General features: G+C 35.1%; 16 protein-coding genes. 12 read left to right on the top strand and 4 right to left on the bottom strand.

The window, feature by feature from the left end:
• Positions 1 to 538: 538 nt before the first annotated feature.
• A complete protein-coding gene (folP, locus tag CW752_RS06475) occupies positions 539 to 1,309 on the bottom strand; it encodes a dihydropteroate synthase (RefSeq protein WP_101238942.1) in 771 nt (256 codons plus the stop codon).
• A gap of 390 nt (positions 1,310 to 1,699) precedes the next feature.
• Here folP and CW752_RS06480 point away from each other — a divergent pair, with 390 nt between their 5' ends.
• The 4 genes from CW752_RS06480 to tpiA all read left to right on the top strand — a co-directional run bounded on the left by CW752_RS06480 (position 1,700) and on the right by tpiA (position 4,716).
• Positions 1,700 to 2,266 carry a DUF1599 domain-containing protein gene (locus tag CW752_RS06480; protein ID WP_101238943.1) on the top strand — a complete coding sequence of 189 codons (567 nt, stop codon included), beginning with the start codon at positions 1,700 to 1,702 and terminating at the stop codon, positions 2,264 to 2,266.
• Position 2,267: 1 nt separating this feature from the next.
• Entirely contained in the window at positions 2,268 to 3,377 is a 1,110-nt protein-coding gene (locus CW752_RS06485) for a BT_3928 family protein (RefSeq protein WP_101238944.1), read from the top strand.
• Between the two features lie 143 nt (positions 3,378 to 3,520).
• A complete protein-coding gene (locus CW752_RS06490; RefSeq protein ID WP_101238945.1) occupies positions 3,521 to 3,871 on the top strand; it encodes a TerB family tellurite resistance protein in 351 nt (116 codons plus the stop codon).
• Positions 3,872 to 3,957: 86 nt separating this feature from the next.
• Positions 3,958 to 4,716: a triose-phosphate isomerase gene (gene tpiA, locus CW752_RS06495; RefSeq protein WP_101238946.1), complete on the top strand. Its 759-nt coding sequence runs from the start codon at positions 3,958 to 3,960 to the stop codon at positions 4,714 to 4,716.
• Positions 4,717 to 5,020: 304 nt separating this feature from the next.
• On the opposite strand, the gene CW752_RS06500 is transcribed toward tpiA, so the two are convergent.
• The 3 genes from CW752_RS06500 to dnaG all read right to left on the bottom strand — a co-directional run bounded on the left by CW752_RS06500 (position 5,021) and on the right by dnaG (position 9,661).
• A complete protein-coding gene (locus CW752_RS06500; protein WP_101238947.1) occupies positions 5,021 to 6,286 on the bottom strand; it encodes an esterase-like activity of phytase family protein in 1,266 nt (421 codons plus the stop codon).
• A gap of 589 nt (positions 6,287 to 6,875) precedes the next feature.
• Complete coding sequence (clpP, locus tag CW752_RS06505; protein WP_027373257.1) at positions 6,876 to 7,562, bottom strand: ATP-dependent Clp endopeptidase proteolytic subunit ClpP; 687 nt, start codon at positions 7,560 to 7,562, stop codon at positions 6,876 to 6,878.
• Between the two features lie 113 nt (positions 7,563 to 7,675).
• Complete coding sequence (gene dnaG / locus CW752_RS06510; RefSeq protein WP_101238948.1) at positions 7,676 to 9,661, bottom strand: DNA primase; 1,986 nt, start codon at positions 9,659 to 9,661, stop codon at positions 7,676 to 7,678.
• 320 nt (positions 9,662 to 9,981) lie between these two features.
• Here dnaG and tsaE point away from each other — a divergent pair, with 320 nt between their 5' ends.
• The 8 genes from tsaE to CW752_RS06555 form a co-directional block, all read left to right on the top strand.
• Positions 9,982 to 10,389, top strand: coding sequence for a tRNA (adenosine(37)-N6)-threonylcarbamoyltransferase complex ATPase subunit type 1 TsaE (gene tsaE / locus CW752_RS06515; protein ID WP_101238949.1), 408 nt, complete (start codon positions 9,982 to 9,984; stop codon positions 10,387 to 10,389).
• A 68-nt stretch (positions 10,390 to 10,457) separates the two neighbouring features.
• On the top strand, positions 10,458 to 11,648 hold the full coding sequence (locus CW752_RS06520; RefSeq protein ID WP_101238950.1) for an alanine dehydrogenase: 1,191 nt from the start codon (positions 10,458 to 10,460) through the stop codon (positions 11,646 to 11,648).
• Positions 11,649 to 12,020: a hypothetical protein gene (locus CW752_RS06525; RefSeq protein WP_101238951.1), complete on the top strand. Its 372-nt coding sequence runs from the start codon at positions 11,649 to 11,651 to the stop codon at positions 12,018 to 12,020.
• A gap of 19 nt (positions 12,021 to 12,039) precedes the next feature.
• Entirely contained in the window at positions 12,040 to 12,813 is a 774-nt protein-coding gene (locus CW752_RS06530; protein ID WP_101238952.1) for a sensor histidine kinase, read from the top strand.
• Positions 12,788 to 13,498: a LytR/AlgR family response regulator transcription factor gene (locus CW752_RS06535; protein WP_101238953.1), complete on the top strand. Its 711-nt coding sequence runs from the start codon at positions 12,788 to 12,790 to the stop codon at positions 13,496 to 13,498. Before CW752_RS06530 ends, CW752_RS06535 begins: the two co-directional genes overlap by 26 nt.
• Positions 13,499 to 13,862: 364 nt before the next feature.
• The gene (locus tag CW752_RS06545) at positions 13,863 to 16,136 is read left to right on the top strand and encodes a cation:proton antiporter (RefSeq protein WP_101238956.1); all 2,274 of its coding nucleotides are present in this window, start codon (positions 13,863 to 13,865) and stop codon (positions 16,134 to 16,136) included.
• Between the two features lie 97 nt (positions 16,137 to 16,233).
• A complete protein-coding gene (locus tag CW752_RS06550; RefSeq protein ID WP_101238955.1) occupies positions 16,234 to 16,725 on the top strand; it encodes a hypothetical protein in 492 nt (163 codons plus the stop codon).
• A gap of 40 nt (positions 16,726 to 16,765) precedes the next feature.
• The coding region (locus tag CW752_RS06555) for a hypothetical protein (RefSeq protein WP_228401646.1) at positions 16,766 to 17,221 on the top strand (456 nt) is incomplete at its 3' end.

The raw sequence follows: 17,221 nt of genomic DNA on the forward strand, positions 1-17,221 counted from the left end.
AATGTTCTTTAGCTTTAAAAATTCTGGTTCCGCGGTCGGTACTATAGGATTTGATTCCTTCAAAAACTGAGTATCCGTAATGAAGTGATTGTCCGTAAAGATCTGTTCCAGCATCTTTCGCTTTCCTAAAGTTTCCGTCAAAATAGATGACCGTGTCGTCGTTGTAATACATGTTATAATGGTTTAAAAAATGAACAAATGGAAATAAAAAAGCCCTCTCACGCTGTGAGAGGGCTCGGTATATGTATAGTCATACACTTTCCTTCTCACAGACGCAAGGGAATAATAATGACGATAATAATTACTGCTAATAACTGATACATATTCTGTACTTAAAAAATTAAAATAAAAAAAACCGTTTCAACGATGAAACGGCCTGTATATAATTTAAATTAAAATCTATTTTAAAACGCCGTTTCCTTACTGTTGTTAATGACAACAGCAATAATAGAAATGACCATGATATTTTTCTGATTCGTAAAATTCATGTTGCAAATGTATAAACTTTTTAAATACTCACAAGTTTTTTTAACACTTTTTATTTTTTCTGTAAAAATTGAACAAGAGTTTTCTTAGCTTCAGCAACATCATGAACCCGTAAAATTTTAGCCCCTTGTTCCAATACTTTCATATGAAGTTTCTGGGTTTCCTCGTTGATATCCAAAGGTGATTTCCCAAGGGGTTTATAGATAAATGATTTTCTGGAAATACCAATCAATAAAGGAAACTTACCAAATCCAAGGTATCCGACCTCATCAATCATTTTCATCTGATCTTCTACTGTTTTTCCGAAACCGAAACCGGGGTCAAGAATGATATCTTTGACTCCCTTCTGTAGGAGTTCGTTGATCTTTTGAGAAAAATATTTATTCACCTCCACTGTTATATCTTTGAATTTAATTTTATCATGCATGGTATCATAGGACGGATTTATATGCATTAAAATGTAAGGAAGTCTCGTTTCCGCAGCTGTATCAAACATTTTCTCATCGTACTGTCCTCCTGAAATATCGTTGATAATGTCAATTCCTTCGTTATATCCAAATTTTACGGTTTCAGCATAAAAAGTATCCAGAGAAATCAATATTTCCGGGAATTCTTTTTTAATCTGGGAGATGACGTTTCCTATCCTGTTGATTTCTTCTTCACTGCTTAAAAACTCAGCATTGGGGCGAGTAGATTGTGGGCCGATATCAATAATTTCTGCGCCATCTCTCACTAGCTTTTCCGTATGCTCTAATGCCAATTTTCCATCATTAAATTTTCCGCCATCAGAGAAAGAATCCGGAGTGAGATTAAGGATTCCCATGATTTTTGGTGTGTCAAGTTGTACCAAACGACCATTGCAGTTGATTGAGTAAGTGGAAGCTTCGGAGGATTGAAAGGTTTGAGGGTTTGAGAGCATGGGCGTTTATGATTGATAAAAGATAAATGATGGGTGATTCTGTATGTGCAAAATTAATGACTAATTGGGAATTAAGCGTAAAAAAACAGGAAAAAGGCAAGAGTGAATTATGAATAATCAATCTATGATACAGTGATAGAGTCTTATTATATCCAACTTTTTTGAATCATTAAGATTTTTTAAGCAGTGAAGTAAAGTTAAGAACATAGCTAAAGCTATTGATGAAGCTGTATTGTTATTCATCTTTGATAAATCTCGAAGCGAATTCGTATATTTGGAAGATTAAGAAAACATATGTTAAAAACGTCAGTACAATTCGAGAAAGTTATCAGTCAATGTCGTGATCTTTTCAGTAAAAAATTACAGGATTACGGGGCAGCATGGAGGGTTTTGAGACCAAGTTCCATTACGGATCAGATTTATATCAAAGTTAACAGAATCCGTACCCTTCAGATGACCGATAAAAAGATGGTGGATGAAAGTGAAGAGGATGAATTTATTGCCATTGTCAACTATTCTATTATTGGTCTTATTCAGCTTGAAAAAGGCTTTTCCAATGATTTTAATGAAAATAAAGAAGATATTTTAGGTCTTTATGATAAATATGCCAATGAGGCGAAGGCTTTAATGGAGAGAAAGAATCACGATTATGGGGAAGCGTGGAGAGATATGAGAATTTCTTCCATCACAGATCTTATTTATCAAAAAGTATTGAGAACAAAACAAATTGAAGACAATCAGGGGCAAACTATTGTTTCTGAAGGCCTTGACGCCAACTACTTCGATATGTTGAATTATGCTGTTTTCTGCCTGATCAAGTTTTCTGAAAAAGAAAACCAATTCGAACCCAAAACTATTTAATATGATCAAAGGTTTTTTACGCTTTATTATCGCTGTCATTTTTATCCTTTCAGGCTTTGTAAAAGCTGTGGATTTGGTAGGTTTTTCTTTCAAAATGGAAGAATACTTTTCACCTGCTGTTTTCAATATGCCGTTTTTTGAAAAATTTGCACTGCTGTTTTCAGTTATTGTTGTTGTATTGGAACTTTTTCTTGGATTTATGCTGTTGCTGAAATTAAAGCTTAAATTTACCTTATCAGCATTAATTGCACTTTGTGTGTTTTTTGGCTTCTTGACCTTCTATTCAGCTTATTTCAATGTAGTTACCGACTGTGGATGCTTTGGAGATGCTATTAAATTTACGCCTTGGCAAAGCTTCTTTAAAGATGTGGCTCTTTTGGTTGGACTTATTATTCTGTTTTTATTGTACAAAAAAGAATTTAGTAAAAAAGATGAATATGGCAGCACTCAGAGTGAGTCTTCAGGTAAGTTTAAATACTATCTTCTAGGTGCTTTTTCTTTGGTTATGATCTACATTATGGCACAAGGAATTATGCATGAACCGATCATTGATTTCCGTGATTATAAAATCGGAACGAATATCAGGATTGAAAAAGAAAAAATCAATAAAAATCCTTCCGAATACAAGACTTTTTATTCTCTTAAAAATCAAAAAACAGGAGAGGTTTTAAAGGTTAATCAGGACGATTATATTAAGGAAACAAAATACTGGGCAGAAGGTTCTCCATGGAAAATCGAAGAAGGAAAAAATGAATCTGTTCTGGTAAAAGAAGGATATAAATCTGAAATCGTAAAATTCAAAATAGAAGACCCAACAGGAATGGAACTTACTGATGAAATCATCAAGGCTCCAAAAGCCATTCTTGTTTTCTCATATCATCCTAAAGAGGTTCCGGCTGATCTTCTTCAAAAAGTAGAAGCTAAAGTCAATGCTCAAAAAGGGACTGTTATCTATGGTGTATCTACTGATCCTGGTACTTTTAAAACCATTAAAAATGCTATGATGGATGGAACAGCTATCAAAACCATTGCAAGAAGCAACCCGTTTGTACTGATCCTGGAAAATGGAAAGATTGTAGACAAGCAACCTGCAAAAGACTACGTTAATTAATTATAAATGATGAATGATGAATTATAAATGATTGGTGGTTACGAGAAATATTTGTATCCAATTATCAATTATCAATTATCAATTATCAATTATCAATTATCAATTATCAAATTTAAACACTAAATTTAAACATACAACAACCCATGCAAAAATCAAATAAATCAATCGCCGGTTATCATCTCTTAATGATTCTTTCTTCTATTGACGGAGAATTTGCTCCTGAGGAAGGAATGTTGATCCAGCAATATTTAGCGGATGAATTTCCATTCAGAATGAATCTTGACAACGAGCTTGAAGTTCTTGCTCTTTTACAACCTGAAGAATGGAAAGATCATTTTGAATTTCATGCAAGATGTTTTCACGACGATTCTACAGAAGCTGAGCGTGTAAAATTTGCAAAATTTGCAAAAACATTAATCAAAGCAGATCATAAAGTAACGGAGGAAGAGCATACATTCTATATTCTTCTGAAAAACTTGTGGGGATTATCATAAACATCAAAAACGCTCGCAGATTTTGCAGATAACGCAGATTCTGAATGAGAAAAATTAAAAAATAAAATAAATCAATAATAAATCCTATGAGAAGAAAAATAGTTGCAGGCAACTGGAAAATGAACAAAAATGTAATTGATGCACAACAATTAATGATTCAGTTACTAAGCTATAAAAACAACAATGCTACCAACTGTGAGGTTTGGATCGCTCCTCCGTCTTTATATTTAATGATGGCTAAAGATATTTTTGAGAAGGATGAAATCGGTGTATTTTCTCAGGATATGAGCGAGTATGAAAGCGGTGCTTACACAGGAGAAATTTCTGCAGATATGTTAGAATCTATCGATGTAAACGGATCATTAATCGGGCATTCCGAAAGAAGACAGTACCATGGAGAAACAGATTCTCATTGTAACAGAAAAGTAAAATTAGCATTAGATAAAGGTCTTACTCCGATCTATTGCAATGGGGAAACTCTTGAACAAAGAAAGGCAGGTCAACATCTTGAGGTTGTAAAAAATCAGACTGAAGTAGCATTATTCACTCTTTCTGCTGAAGAAATCAAAAAAGTAGTGATTGCTTACGAACCCGTTTGGGCTATCGGAACAGGAGAAACGGCAACCCCGGAGCAAGCTCAGGAAATCCACGCACATATCAGAAATATTATTGCATCTAAATACGGACAAGAAGTAGCTGACGAAGTATCTATCCTTTACGGAGGTTCTGTAAAACCGGATAATGCGAAAGAAATTTTCTCTCAGCCTGATATTGATGGAGGTCTGATTGGAGGAGCTGCTTTAAAATTAGAGGATTTTTCTAAGATTATTGAAGCTTTTAATTAATTGATAGACCAGTAGATATATAACAACCCCTGAAATTATCTTTCAGGGGTTATTATTATAGGTTTTGGCTAAAGCCAATGGAAAAAAATTATTATTTTTAAATGGGCTAAAGCCCATTTCTATTGAATATACTCCTTCAATTTAAAATAGAAAATAAACATAGAGTTTGTCATTCTGACGCAGGAAGAATCTCTACATCGCTATTCAAAAAATCATAATTTAGATTCATACCGGAATGATAATAGCATGAAAGAAATAAGAAGCGGCGGAATCTTCGATTCCGCCGCTTTCTTTAAAAATCTAATTATTGAATATCGACTACATACATTGTTCCTTTATCTACCTTTCCTGTTTTAGGTAGGATTTTTGCTTTAGGATTTCCGTTTCCATCATCTACCACTCCAAAATCATCATCATTGAAAACAGCCAGTTTATTATTCCCTAAATAAACGATTCCTTCAAATTTATCATGTTCATATCCTAATTTCGCAACAAGATCAACAGCCAGTGTTTTAGAAACGGCTTTGATTCCTGCATTGGTAATTTCATCCCAACTACATTCTTCCAGTGCTTTATTATTCACTTTCATTCCATCTACTGCAGCAATATCTGATCCATTTACATCTGTTGCTTCGCTTAGGTTGATTCTATACACTTTTTTAATTCCCCCCTGTGATCCGAAATTTCCGTCTCTTTCGATTACCAGAAATTCATTATTACTTAATGCTGTGATATCACAAACGGAATCAGAAGCACCACCATCCTGCTTATACAAAAACTGTTTTGTTTTTCCTGTAGCGATATCAAAGGTTACAATTCTCGTTAAAGTTTTATTTTTTGCCAACGTCTTACTAGGAACATACATCATCGACTGCATTGTTCCCACTAATGTTTTTCCATCCGGAGTAATACAAAGGCCTTCCATCCCTCTGTTGGCCCTTCTTTTAGCTAAAACTGCAGGTAACTTTCTGGTTCCGGTATTCACCCCAATCGGGCTAATTCTTTCCATTTCTACCCCTTCTGCACTATAGTGAACGATATGAGGACCATATTCGTCAGAAACCCAGAATGTACCATCTGCTGCGGCAACAATACTTTCGCTATCCAAACCATAATTGTCCGTTCCTAATGTATTTCCTGCTGCATCATAAGCTACTTCACCTGTGCTACCCATTCCTGCCGGATTCGGTAATCCGGTAATAGGCTGCCCAGATGGATTTTTAAGTTTAATATATTTAATTACCTCAATATTCCCATCTGCATTGATTTTAAAATGCATAATGGTTGGAGTAAAATTAGGAGCTAAAAATTTTTTACCATTCAAATAATCTGTATTGGCACCACGGTCTGTGATCACATAAAACTCTCCTTTTCTCGTAGGATGAGCCGCTGCACCGGAACCAAATCCACCATTGATCACATCTACTCCATTTACTGTTGCTAATTTGGAAAAAGGAAATTCCTGAGGAAGTTTAGAATAATTGATATCTTGGTTGTTTCCATTGTCATCATCTTTATTGCATGACATCAATGCCGTTAATACCAAAGCAGATAATAGTAGTTTTTTCATATTTTCTTTTATGGCTGCGAAAGTATAAATTGATTGTAAATTGATTTTGAATGCAATGATAATTGTGTTTTAACAATAGGGTTTCTGAGATGAATTGAATATTAAACAGTTTTTTTAACCACCCCTCAAATCGAAAATTTGATATCCTTTAGTATTTGTATCTTTTAACTATAGTTTTTATAATAAGTTCAGCTTTAATATTATTTGAATAATTCAATCCGTCTGAATTCCTACGGAAATCGAAGGTTATCTCCTTCCAGTCGATGAATGTTATTTCGACAGAGTCAAGAACAATATTTGTACATACCACATTATTTATGACATTAATTTCTTTTTCTCATTCCCATAGGAATCCAAGCATAACATTTTAAAGTTTTTTATTATACGAAAATTATAATGTTCAAAAACTTGTGACTACAAACAATTAAAAGGTTAGATAATGTAATAAAAATCAGCGTCATCTGCAAAATCAGCGAGAAATATATAATTCCATCATACATTAAAAAATCTATGAAATCTGGAAATCAGCGGGAAACAAAAAAAACGTACCTCAGCAGGTACGTTTTTCATTTATGATTATTACATCAAATTATTTTTTCTCTGTAGATCTCTGTAAAACCTCGTCTACCATTCCGTAGCCTTTAGCTTCCTCAGAAGTCATCCAGTAATCTCTGTCAGAAGATTTCTCAACCCACTCATAGGTTTGGCCTGAGTGATGTCCAATAATTTCATAAAGTTCTTGCTTTAATTTCAACATTTCTCTTAAGTTGATTTCCATATCAGAAGCAACTCCCTGAGCACCTCCTGAAGGTTGGTGAATCATTACTCTTGAGTGTTTAAGAGCAGAACGTTTTCCTTTTTCTCCTGCTACTAATAATACAGCTCCCATTGAAGCTGCCATACCTGTACAGATTGTTGCTACATCCGGTTTGATAATCTGCATGGTGTCATAAATACCTAAACCTGCATATACACTACCACCAGGAGAGTTGATATAGATTTGGATATCTTTTGAAGGATCTGCACTTTCTAAGAATAAAAGTTGTGCTGTAACGATGTTCGCCACCTGATCATCAATTCCAGTTCCTAAAAAGATAATTCTATCCATCATCAAACGAGAGAAAACGTCCATTTGAGCAACGTTTAATCTTCTTTCTTCCATGATGTAGGGTGTAAGATTCGTTGGACCATACATACCCATATACTGATCGGTAACAAGACCGTTATTTCCTAAATGTTTTACAGAGAAATCTCTGAATTCCTTTTTAATGTCCATATTTCTATTATGTATTATTTTAACAAATATATTTGATGTTTAAATTACAATATTTATTCCTAAAATTTTATAAGACTTTTTGTCACAGAATAGGAAAATATTTGTCTGTAAACTTATCTTTTTCGATCCACATAAATCCCTTTGATCGGGGAATATTCTATCATATTACTTAACCTGATTGATGCTTGTTTCAATAGGGTTATTTTTTTGATCAGCTCATAATACTTTCCTTCATCAGTATTGCTGTACTGATCAAGTTCCTTGGCTGTTTCTTTAATCAAATAATCGATATACCTATACTTATGCAATAGAACGTCTCCGCTTACCTGGTCTGCAACTTTATCTCCATAATTGGGGGGATAAATATTTCTCGAAGCCCAATTTTCAAGCTCGTCCAAAGGGATTAAGGCATCTACAACTTTTGTGGTAATTTCTTCGTCCATAAAAGATACAAAAAAGTTTCCACTTCTCAGCTCATCTTTCTGGATTCCCTCTCTCACCTGATTGATAATGATTTCGTTTTCTTTAACCAAAAAATTATATTGCTCTTCTTCAAAATGATGAAGAATTTCTTCAATTACCGTGATCTGATATTCTTCATTTTTATCATCTCTGCGCTTTAAGACGATATCCCCAAACATCAGCATATGATCCACCAGCTTATTTTCCATAAATAAAACATCATACAGAAACGGATCTTCTCTTTCCTGATCCAATGGAACAATCTCCATTTTTGGAGCAATGTTCTCTTTCTGCTGTTGCTGAACATGATGGGTCTGATTCTGTGTGATCTGTTTCTGAACATCCAATTCATTGAAAAGACTCTGCTCCGAGAGTCCAAATTTACTGGAAACTTCTTTAAGATACACTTCCCTTTTCAGCGCATTTTGTACAAAGGAAACTGATTTTACGATATCCCGGATGGCCTCAGCCTTTTTAATGGGATCATTTCCAACGTCTCTTAACAGGATTTCAGCTTTAAAGTCGATGAAATCCATCGCTTCATTTTCGATGTATTTCTCAACATAATCCTGTGGATGTTTTCTGGCAAAAGAATCTGGGTCATCGCCGTCCGGGAAAAGCAATACACGGATATTCATTCCTTCTGTCAGCAACATATCAATGCTTCGGAAACTGGCTTTAATTCCCGCATTATCACCGTCAAAAAGAATGGTTACGTTTTCGGTAAGCCTTTTGATCAGCTTGATCTGCTCTGTCGTTAATGAAGTTCCGGAACTTGCCACTACGTTTTCAATTCCGGACATATGAAGTGAGATCACATCCATATACCCTTCTACCAAAAGACAGCCATTTTTCCTTGAAATAGCCTGCTTACTTTGGTTTAATCCATAAAGAACATTGGATTTATGATAGATCTCAGTTTCCGGTGAATTGAGATATTTTGCCGTTTTGACATTGCTCTTCAGAATCCTTGCTCCAAATCCTAAAACTCTTCCGGAAAAACTATGGATTGGAAAAATAACCCTTTCACGGAATCGGTCTATCCCACCGGGAGCATTTTCAGGGAAAATAGATAGTCCGGATTTTTCCAAAATCTCTTTAGAATATCCTTTTTCCAGAGCATATGCCGTAAATGCATTTTTTTTCTCAGGAGAATACCCCAACTGGAATTTTTTGATAATATCATCCTTAAGCTCTCTTTCCTTAAAATAGGAAAGTCCTATACTTCTTCCATCTTCAGCATCCCAAAGAATCTCCTGAAAGTAGTTATTGGCCACTTCATGAATTTTATACAACAGATCTTTTTCTGTCTGTGCATTTTTTGCTTCTTCAGAAATCTCACGCTGATCTTCTTCGATCTCAATTCCATATTTTTTGGCAGCATGACGAAGTGCTTCAGGGTAAGTAAAGTTTTCAATTTCCATCAAAAAAGAAATAGCCGTTCCTCCTTTTCCGGTAGAGAAATCTTTCCAGATCTGCTTACTGGCAGAAACTACAAAACTGGGTGTTTTTTCATCATGAAACGGACTGAGTCCTTTATAATTAGACCCTGCCCTTTTCAACTGCACATATTCTCCTACAATCTCTTCAACTCGGATCGTGGAGAATATCTTATCAATGGTCTGTTTGGAAATCATAATGCAAAATTAGGTATTTTATGCAAAAGTTCGTGAATCACGCAATAACTTCCCGAACTTTAAATCAAAGAGGTTGAGTTTCAAAGGACATCGACCTTTATACGTTCGAACAATAAAATGAAATTATGAACAAATAAGAAAGTTAACCTTAACCAAAGATGGATAAAGAATAGGCTTTTATCATAGCTTTAGCTATATTCTTAACTGCTCTTAATCACTTAAAAAATCTTAATGGTTCAAAAATTAAAACAATGTTTTCCTTATTATTCTAATCTCGGGTTCTAAAACTTATTTCGTTATTTTTGCAAACAAATCAGCTTATGCAATTCACTATACATACAATTGAAGACTGGCAGAAAATTGTTGATTCAATTCTGCCTGAGTTAAAACATAATATCCTTTTATTAAAGGGAAATCTAGGAGCCGGAAAAACAACCTTCACTCAGTTTTTGCTTAAAAATCTGGGAAGTAAAGATGAAGTTAATTCCCCTACTTACTCTATTGTTAACGAGTACAATACTTCTAAAGGGAAAATCTATCACTTTGACCTTTACCGCCTAAAAAACATCGAGGAGGTCTATGATATCGGTATTGAAGAATACCTTGACAATTCTTTTCTCTGCATCATCGAGTGGCCTGAAGTCTATGAAGAAGAGCTGTACGGGCTCAACTACCACACAATGAGTATTGTGAATACGGGTGAAAGCAGAGAAATTTCATTCGATTAAATATTATGTATCTTTGCTTATTAATTCAGTGAAAAAAAACAATCTGTAAGACATAATTTAATTTAAGGATGAGTACAAATATTTTTACACCTTTCACAGAAGAAGAATTGATGCCGAAAGAGGAAAAATTGGAGGTTATTAAAAAAGGAAAACAATTCAGTATTGGAATTCCTAAAGAAACCTGTCTCAACGAAAGGAGAACCTGCATTACTCCAGACGCCGTACAGGTTCTGGTAGAACATGGTCATGAGATTATTATAGAATCAGGTGCCGGACAAGGTTCATTCTTTACAGATTTACAATATTCTGAGTCTGGGGCAAGAGTTACTACAGATCCTAAAGAAGCTTTCGGACAAGATCTTATTTTGAAGGTTAACCCGCCAACAGAAGAAGAAGTTGACTATATGAAACCTAATACATATTTGGTTTCAGCTCTTCAGATCAACCTTAGAGATAAAGAGTATTTCTTAAAACTTGCAGAGAAAAAAATAAATGCCATCGCATTTGAATTCATTGTTGATGAATACAAACAACTTGCATTGGTAAGATTAGTTGGAGAAATTGCAGGAACAGTTTCCATTTTATATGCCTCTGAACTTTTAGCCTTATCCAATGGATTAATGCTGGGAGGAATCACAGGAGTAAGACCTGCTGAAGTGGTTATCCTCGGAGCCGGAATTGTAGGTGAATTTGCTACCAAAGCAGCCATAGGTCTGGGAGCCAGCGTAAAAGTTTTTGATAATTCATTATCTAAACTAAGAAGGCTTCACACAATGGTCGACAGCCGTGTTCCTACTTCCATTATCGATCCTAAAGAGCTCAGTAAAAGCTTAAGACGCGCTGATGTAGTAATTGGAGCGCTTCCGAGATTAAATATGACCCCTATCGTAACTGAAGATATGGTCATGAAAATGAAAAAAGGCAGTGTCATCATCGATATTACCATAGACAACGGAAAAGTGATTGAAACTTCTGAATTAACGACGATGGAAAATCCTTACGTGATCAAACACGGAGTTATTCACTGTGGGCTGCCAAACCTTACATCAAGAATGCCTAGAACTACGACAAAGGCTATTTCCAATTTCTTCCTTTCCTATATCCTGAATTATGACGAAGAAGGCGGTTTTGAAAACATGCTGATCCGCAAAAATGAAATGAAGCAGAGTTTATATATGTACAAAGGTAGACATACTAAAAAGATCATCTGTGACCGTTTCGGGCTTACGTACCACGATATCAATCTTTTAATTTTCTAAATGAAAAAACTGAAATTTTATGCAATAGGCTTCATTCCGGGGCTACTTATCGTATTTTTTATTTTAAACAAAAAAGGGGCAAGCTGCAGCGGTTACCTACCTAATAGCCGTGTGATTGCAGAAACACTTTCTAAAGAATTCAAATATTCTGAAGAGGCCAAAACTGCCATGACAACCTATAAGATTGATGAAAAGTTCATCAAAGACAGCATCATTACGAACGGAAAAGTAGATTTTGACAGAAGCCATGCTCAAAAGAAGCCATGTCCTGATTATCTTTTGACCTACCCTGAAAAAAATCCAACTTATGAGATCACTTTTGAAAAGTGTGAAGAAAGTGTGACCGTAAATGGTCTGAAAAAGCTTAAATAGTTTCTATAACCACTATTATATGGGCGGCAATTACTACATGATTCATGATTATCTGATATTCATCGGAGTTTTTGCCATTTTCCTTTTTCTGACCACCAGTATTTATCTGTTTAGTCAATACCAGAAATTAAAACAGAGAAATGCTAAACTGGCAGAAACCAATAAGATCATTGAACAGCGATTGAACGAGGTACGGTTGGAGCATATCGGCACAAAACTGAATCCTCATCTGTTCAAAAACATTCTTAATTCGGTACAATCCCATGCCTACCAGACATACATGTCTTTGGATAAGTTGGCTAATGTACTGGATTATATTCTATATGAAAGTAATAATAAGTACGTAAGTCCTAAAGAAGAACTTAATTTTGCTTTAAGTCTTATTGAGATCAACAAAATTAAAATCAATCCTCTCTTTGACTTCAGGATCAAATCAAAGGTTAATAAATCCGACTCGGTATATGAAGAGAAAGTATTTGCTCCGTTAATTACCGTTGATCTTATTGAAAATGCTTTTAAACATACGGATTTTCTGGCTCAGGATTCATTTATTTCCATTTACATGGAGCTTGAAAATGGTATTTTCACAATGAAAGTGAGCAATAAAGCCTCTTTAAAAAACAGCCTTGAAAAAGAAAAAAGCGGTTTTGGAAGCCAATCCTTAGATCAAAGACTTAAAATGATCTACAGTACTTATTACCAACTGGAAAGAAGCTCAAAAAATGGTATCTTCACTGCAGAATTAAAAATCAATTTAGGAGAATTCTATGATAAAATGCGTTATTCTGGATGATGAATTACTAGCGATAAGCTACTTAAAGCTTCTGTGTGAACAAATCGATGATGTGGAGGTGGTAAAGGCATTCAATGATCCTAAAATATTCCTCAAAGAAATTGACAATATCGATTGTAATCTCTGTATTCTGGATATTGAAATGCCCGGTATGACAGGACTTCAGGTTGCAGAAATTATCTCCGGCTCAAAAAAAATCATCTTTACAACAGCATACAAAGAATACGCTGCTGAGGCATTTGACCTCAACGTAGTGGATTACGTAAGGAAGCCCATCAAAAAAGAGCGCCTCATCCAGGCTTTTGAGAAAGCTAAGGAGCAAATTGATTCTATTCAGAAAAAAAACTTTATCGAATGGAATACCAATATTGGGAAAACCATTATTTTAACAGAGCAGATCGCTTATATCAAAACATCAGAAATTGACAGCCGTGATAAGGATATCATCCTCAATGACGGAACGGCTATCGTGTTGAAAAACCTTAATTTTAAAAACCTTCTCGAAATGCTTCCGGCCAACGACTTTGCACAGGTCAATAAAAAAGAGATCATTGCATTGGCTTCTATCAAAGTATTTTCAACCAATGAAATCATTACAACCATTCCTACGGAAGATGAGCACTTTTTGAAGCTTCAGATTGGGGATGCTTATAAGAGCTCACTCATGGAGCTGTTTACGAAGTAAAATCTTTTTTTTATTTTAAATGTTCTTTTGTCTTAAAACAAAAGAACCAAAAATTCAAGACTTGGAAACTTCCACTAAAAATAAAATCTGTTCTCTAAAAACTCTAAAACTCGTGCGGATTCAATAAAAGTTTAGAATCTGTTTTCGTCCCGCACTCAGACAATAGAGTTTTTTTAACGTTCACAGATTTCATTTTTTTAACGTTCCAGTTTCCTAGGTCATTTAAAATTACAATTTTAAGGATAAAATTCAATTCGTAGATTTTTATTACATTTTTTAGAACATTCATTACATTTTAAAAACAAGGTATTTTAATATCACTATATTCTTATCAACTTTGCATCAAAATATTGGAATCATGAATTTGGGGAAATACAGAAATTTAATTTTCTACATTACTACTATTGCCATCTTTTCTTGCCTGATGTATTTTTTCATTATAGAAGGGCAAACATTAGAGGTAAAGGAAAACATCATTGCTAAAACCAGCAATGGCTCTACCTGGGACAACTTCCAGGAATCTTTTAAAACGAATCTTCACCATCCTTTAGCATTATTACTCGCTCAGATTGTTACCATCATTTTAACGGCACGATTATTCGGATGGATTTGCATGAAAATAAGGCAGCCCACCGTCATTGGAGAAATGATTGCAGGTATTGTTTTGGGACCTTCCCTTTTGGGAATGTACTTCCCGGAATTTTCGGCATTTCTTTTCCCAAAAGAGTCTTTGGGTAATTTACAGTTTTTAAGCCAGATAGGACTTATCCTTTTCATGTACATAGTGGGAATGGAATTAGATCTGAGCGTATTAAGAAAAAAAGCTCATGATGCAGTCGTAATTAGTCATGCCAGCATCATCATTCCTTTTGCATTAGGAATTGGCCTTTCCTACTTCATTTATCAGGAATTCTCGCCGGCAGGAATTCAGTTTACCTCCTTTGCCTTATTTATAGCTATTTCTATGAGTATTACGGCTTTTCCCGTACTGGCAAGGATTGTTCAGGAGAGAAACCTTCAAAAAACCAAATTGGGAACTATTGTTATTACCTGTGCTGCAGCTGATGATATTACGGCATGGTGTATTCTTGCTGCTGTAATCGCTATTGTAAAAGCAGGTTCTTTTACAAGTTCCATCTACGTAATTTTGATGGCCATTGCTTATGTACTTTTAATGATTAAAATCGTAAGACCGTTTCTTAAAAGAATCGGAGACCTTCAGGCAGGAAAAAACACCATCAACAAGCCAATGGTTGCCATTTTCTTTCTTACCCTAATTTTATCATCATATGCAACAGAGGTTATTGGGATCCATGCCTTATTTGGAGCTTTTATGGCGGGAGCAATTATGCCGGAAAATGCAAAATTCCGTACTCTGTTTATCGATAAAGTGGAAGATGTTGCCTTAGTACTTCTACTTCCTCTGTTCTTTGTATTTACAGGACTTCGTACCCAAATCGGATTGTTGAATGACAGCCACCTTTGGATAACGGCCGGATTTATTATTTTAACTGCTGTTATTGGGAAATTCGCAGGAAGTGCACTGACGGCTAAGTTTGTCGGAATCAACTGGAAAGAAAGTTTAACCATCGGAGCCTTAATGAATACAAGAGGTTTAATGGAGCTTATTGTTTTGAATATCGGCTACGACCTTGGTGTTTTAGGTCCTGAAATTTTTGCAATGCTCGTTATCATGGCCTTGTTTACTACATTTATGACCGGACCTGCTTTGGATTTTATTAATTTTATTTTTAAATCTAAAAAAGACGAAGAAGAACCTGCGCATGAAAATGACTCTAAATACCGTGTTCTCCTATCCTTTGACAAACCGGAATCCGGAAGTACTCTATTAAAACTGGCCCACGATTTCACCAATAAAATGAACGGCAACAAAAGCATTACAGCCATGAATATTGCTCCGGTAGACGAAATGCATGCTTATGATTTTGATGAATATGAAGACTCACAGTTTCAGAATGTTATTGATAAATCTCACGAACTGAATTTGGAAGTTACTACGCTATTCAAAGCTTCTACAGATATTGAAAATGACCTTACCAGTATTACCAATAAAGGACATTATGATCTTCTTCTGATTATGCTCGGAAAATCTATGTACGAAGGTAGCCTGTTGGGAAGATTATTAGGATTTACCACAAAAATCATTAATCCCGAAAAACTTCTGAATACCGTAAAAGGAAAAGGAAATATCTTCAACAACTCTCCTTTTGACGATTTTACCCTTCAGATTTTAGATAAAGCCAATATTCCCGTAGGAGTTTTGGTGGAAAAAGATTTTGAAGCTGCAGATAAAGTATTTGTTCCAATTTTCAATCTCAGCGATTTTTATTTGCTTGAATATGCTAAAAGATTGATCAACAACAATAATTCACAAATTATTATCCTGGATGCCGCGGGACAGATCCGAAACAATATTGAAGTAAAAGAACTGATCCGAAGCATCGAACAGGTAGCTCCAAATCATATCACTTTATATAATGAAAAGAAAATTGAAAAGGAATTCCTGAACTCACAGGATCTGATGCTCATCAGCAGCAAAAGCTGGAAAAATCTGATCGATACCAAAAGTCTATGGCTTTCCGATATCCCATCAACATTGATTATTTCAAATCCATAGCACACCGATATTTCTATTTTTACTCGAAGCTGTAAATATTATTCGTTGTCTGTAAAGAAAAAACGGGTATATTTATAGCTTCAATTTTTTTTGAGATATGCTGATTAGCAGTGAAAATGGGACAATAGAGTTGGAAGCATTCAATACCCGACTGTATAAAGGAATGTTGTTTGATCAGCTGAAACAGACTGATTTTTATAAAGAAAAATACCATAATATGTGGGATGTGAAAACCGGATATTTTTGGTATTATTTTAATACAATAGAAATACAGGGATATACGTTATATTTTCATCTGTGTTTTCTTGGAGATCAGCTGCACAGCATTCATATGAACACATGGGAAAGTACGGATACCAAAGACTGGAATGAATGGACGGAAGAAAAAGAAATGCAGGTTTTCCATAGAAATAACAGATTTTTATCTTTAATATTGGGAATATCTCCTGCCCAAAAAAAGAAAACGCCATATCCCAACTGCACTTACAGATTTACCTGGGGGAATGTCTGGTCTGTGTATGATCCTAGAAGTGCCAGCAGCCTAATGGGAGTCAATTTTAACGAAGAAGAAAAGAAAAAAATAAAATAACGAATAACCAAGAATAAAATTTAATATGTGCCGATATGCAATGATGGTTTACAAGAGTCATTATGCCTGTTTCAACTGTCAGAAAACATTCAAACGCCGCGTTTTAAAAGACGTAGACAGAGACGCTCAGGCTTCCGTGGAAGCCAAATGCCCGGAATGTGGAAACCTTATGGCCAGTATGGGACTGGATTTTGAATCACCGGCAAAAAATGATCATAAACAATGGGCACACATAAAAGATTTATATACGGTAGGAATTACCTTCCATTCTTGTGGCTGCTCCGGGCCAGGGTATATTCCGCAGGATCGTAAAGCCATTATTACTTATCTCGAAAAAATCCGTTCCGAATATATGCATGCATTGGTATTCTGGAGATACCGCATTGAACCGGAAAATAAAAAAGAACGCGAACGTGAATATCAAAAAAACGGATCTAAACTATGGACCATCAATCCAAATGCTTTCAAGGAAACCGTAACCAATCAGGAAGGGATT

Source organism: Chryseobacterium sp. PMSZPI, from assembly GCF_002835665.1.
Taxonomy (GTDB): Bacteria; Bacteroidota; Bacteroidia; order Flavobacteriales; family Weeksellaceae; genus Chryseobacterium.

Bases quoted from the DNA above. Each gene is read 5' to 3' on its own strand.
- folP (WP_101238942.1), bottom strand. From the start codon at position 1,309: ATGGGAATCCTTAATCTCACTCCGGATTCTTTCTCTGATGGCGGAAAA.
- CW752_RS06480 (WP_101238943.1), top strand. From the start codon at position 1,700: ATGTTAAAAACGTCAGTACAATTCGAGAAAGTTATCAGTCAATGTCGT.
- CW752_RS06485 (WP_101238944.1), top strand. From the start codon at position 2,268: ATGATCAAAGGTTTTTTACGCTTTATTATCGCTGTCATTTTTATCCTT.
- CW752_RS06490 (WP_101238945.1), top strand. From the start codon at position 3,521: ATGCAAAAATCAAATAAATCAATCGCCGGTTATCATCTCTTAATGATT.
- tpiA (WP_101238946.1), top strand. From the start codon at position 3,958: ATGAGAAGAAAAATAGTTGCAGGCAACTGGAAAATGAACAAAAATGTA.
- CW752_RS06500 (WP_101238947.1), bottom strand. From the start codon at position 6,286: ATGAAAAAACTACTATTATCTGCTTTGGTATTAACGGCATTGATGTCA.
- clpP (WP_027373257.1), bottom strand. From the start codon at position 7,562: ATGGACATTAAAAAGGAATTCAGAGATTTCTCTGTAAAACATTTAGGA.
- dnaG (WP_101238948.1), bottom strand. From the start codon at position 9,661: ATGATTTCCAAACAGACCATTGATAAGATATTCTCCACGATCCGAGTT.
- tsaE (WP_101238949.1), top strand. From the start codon at position 9,982: ATGCAATTCACTATACATACAATTGAAGACTGGCAGAAAATTGTTGAT.
- CW752_RS06520 (WP_101238950.1), top strand. From the start codon at position 10,458: ATGAGTACAAATATTTTTACACCTTTCACAGAAGAAGAATTGATGCCG.
- CW752_RS06525 (WP_101238951.1), top strand. From the start codon at position 11,649: ATGAAAAAACTGAAATTTTATGCAATAGGCTTCATTCCGGGGCTACTT.
- CW752_RS06530 (WP_101238952.1), top strand. From the start codon at position 12,040: ATGGGCGGCAATTACTACATGATTCATGATTATCTGATATTCATCGGA.
- CW752_RS06535 (WP_101238953.1), top strand. From the start codon at position 12,788: ATGATAAAATGCGTTATTCTGGATGATGAATTACTAGCGATAAGCTAC.
- CW752_RS06550 (WP_101238955.1), top strand. From the start codon at position 16,234: ATGCTGATTAGCAGTGAAAATGGGACAATAGAGTTGGAAGCATTCAAT.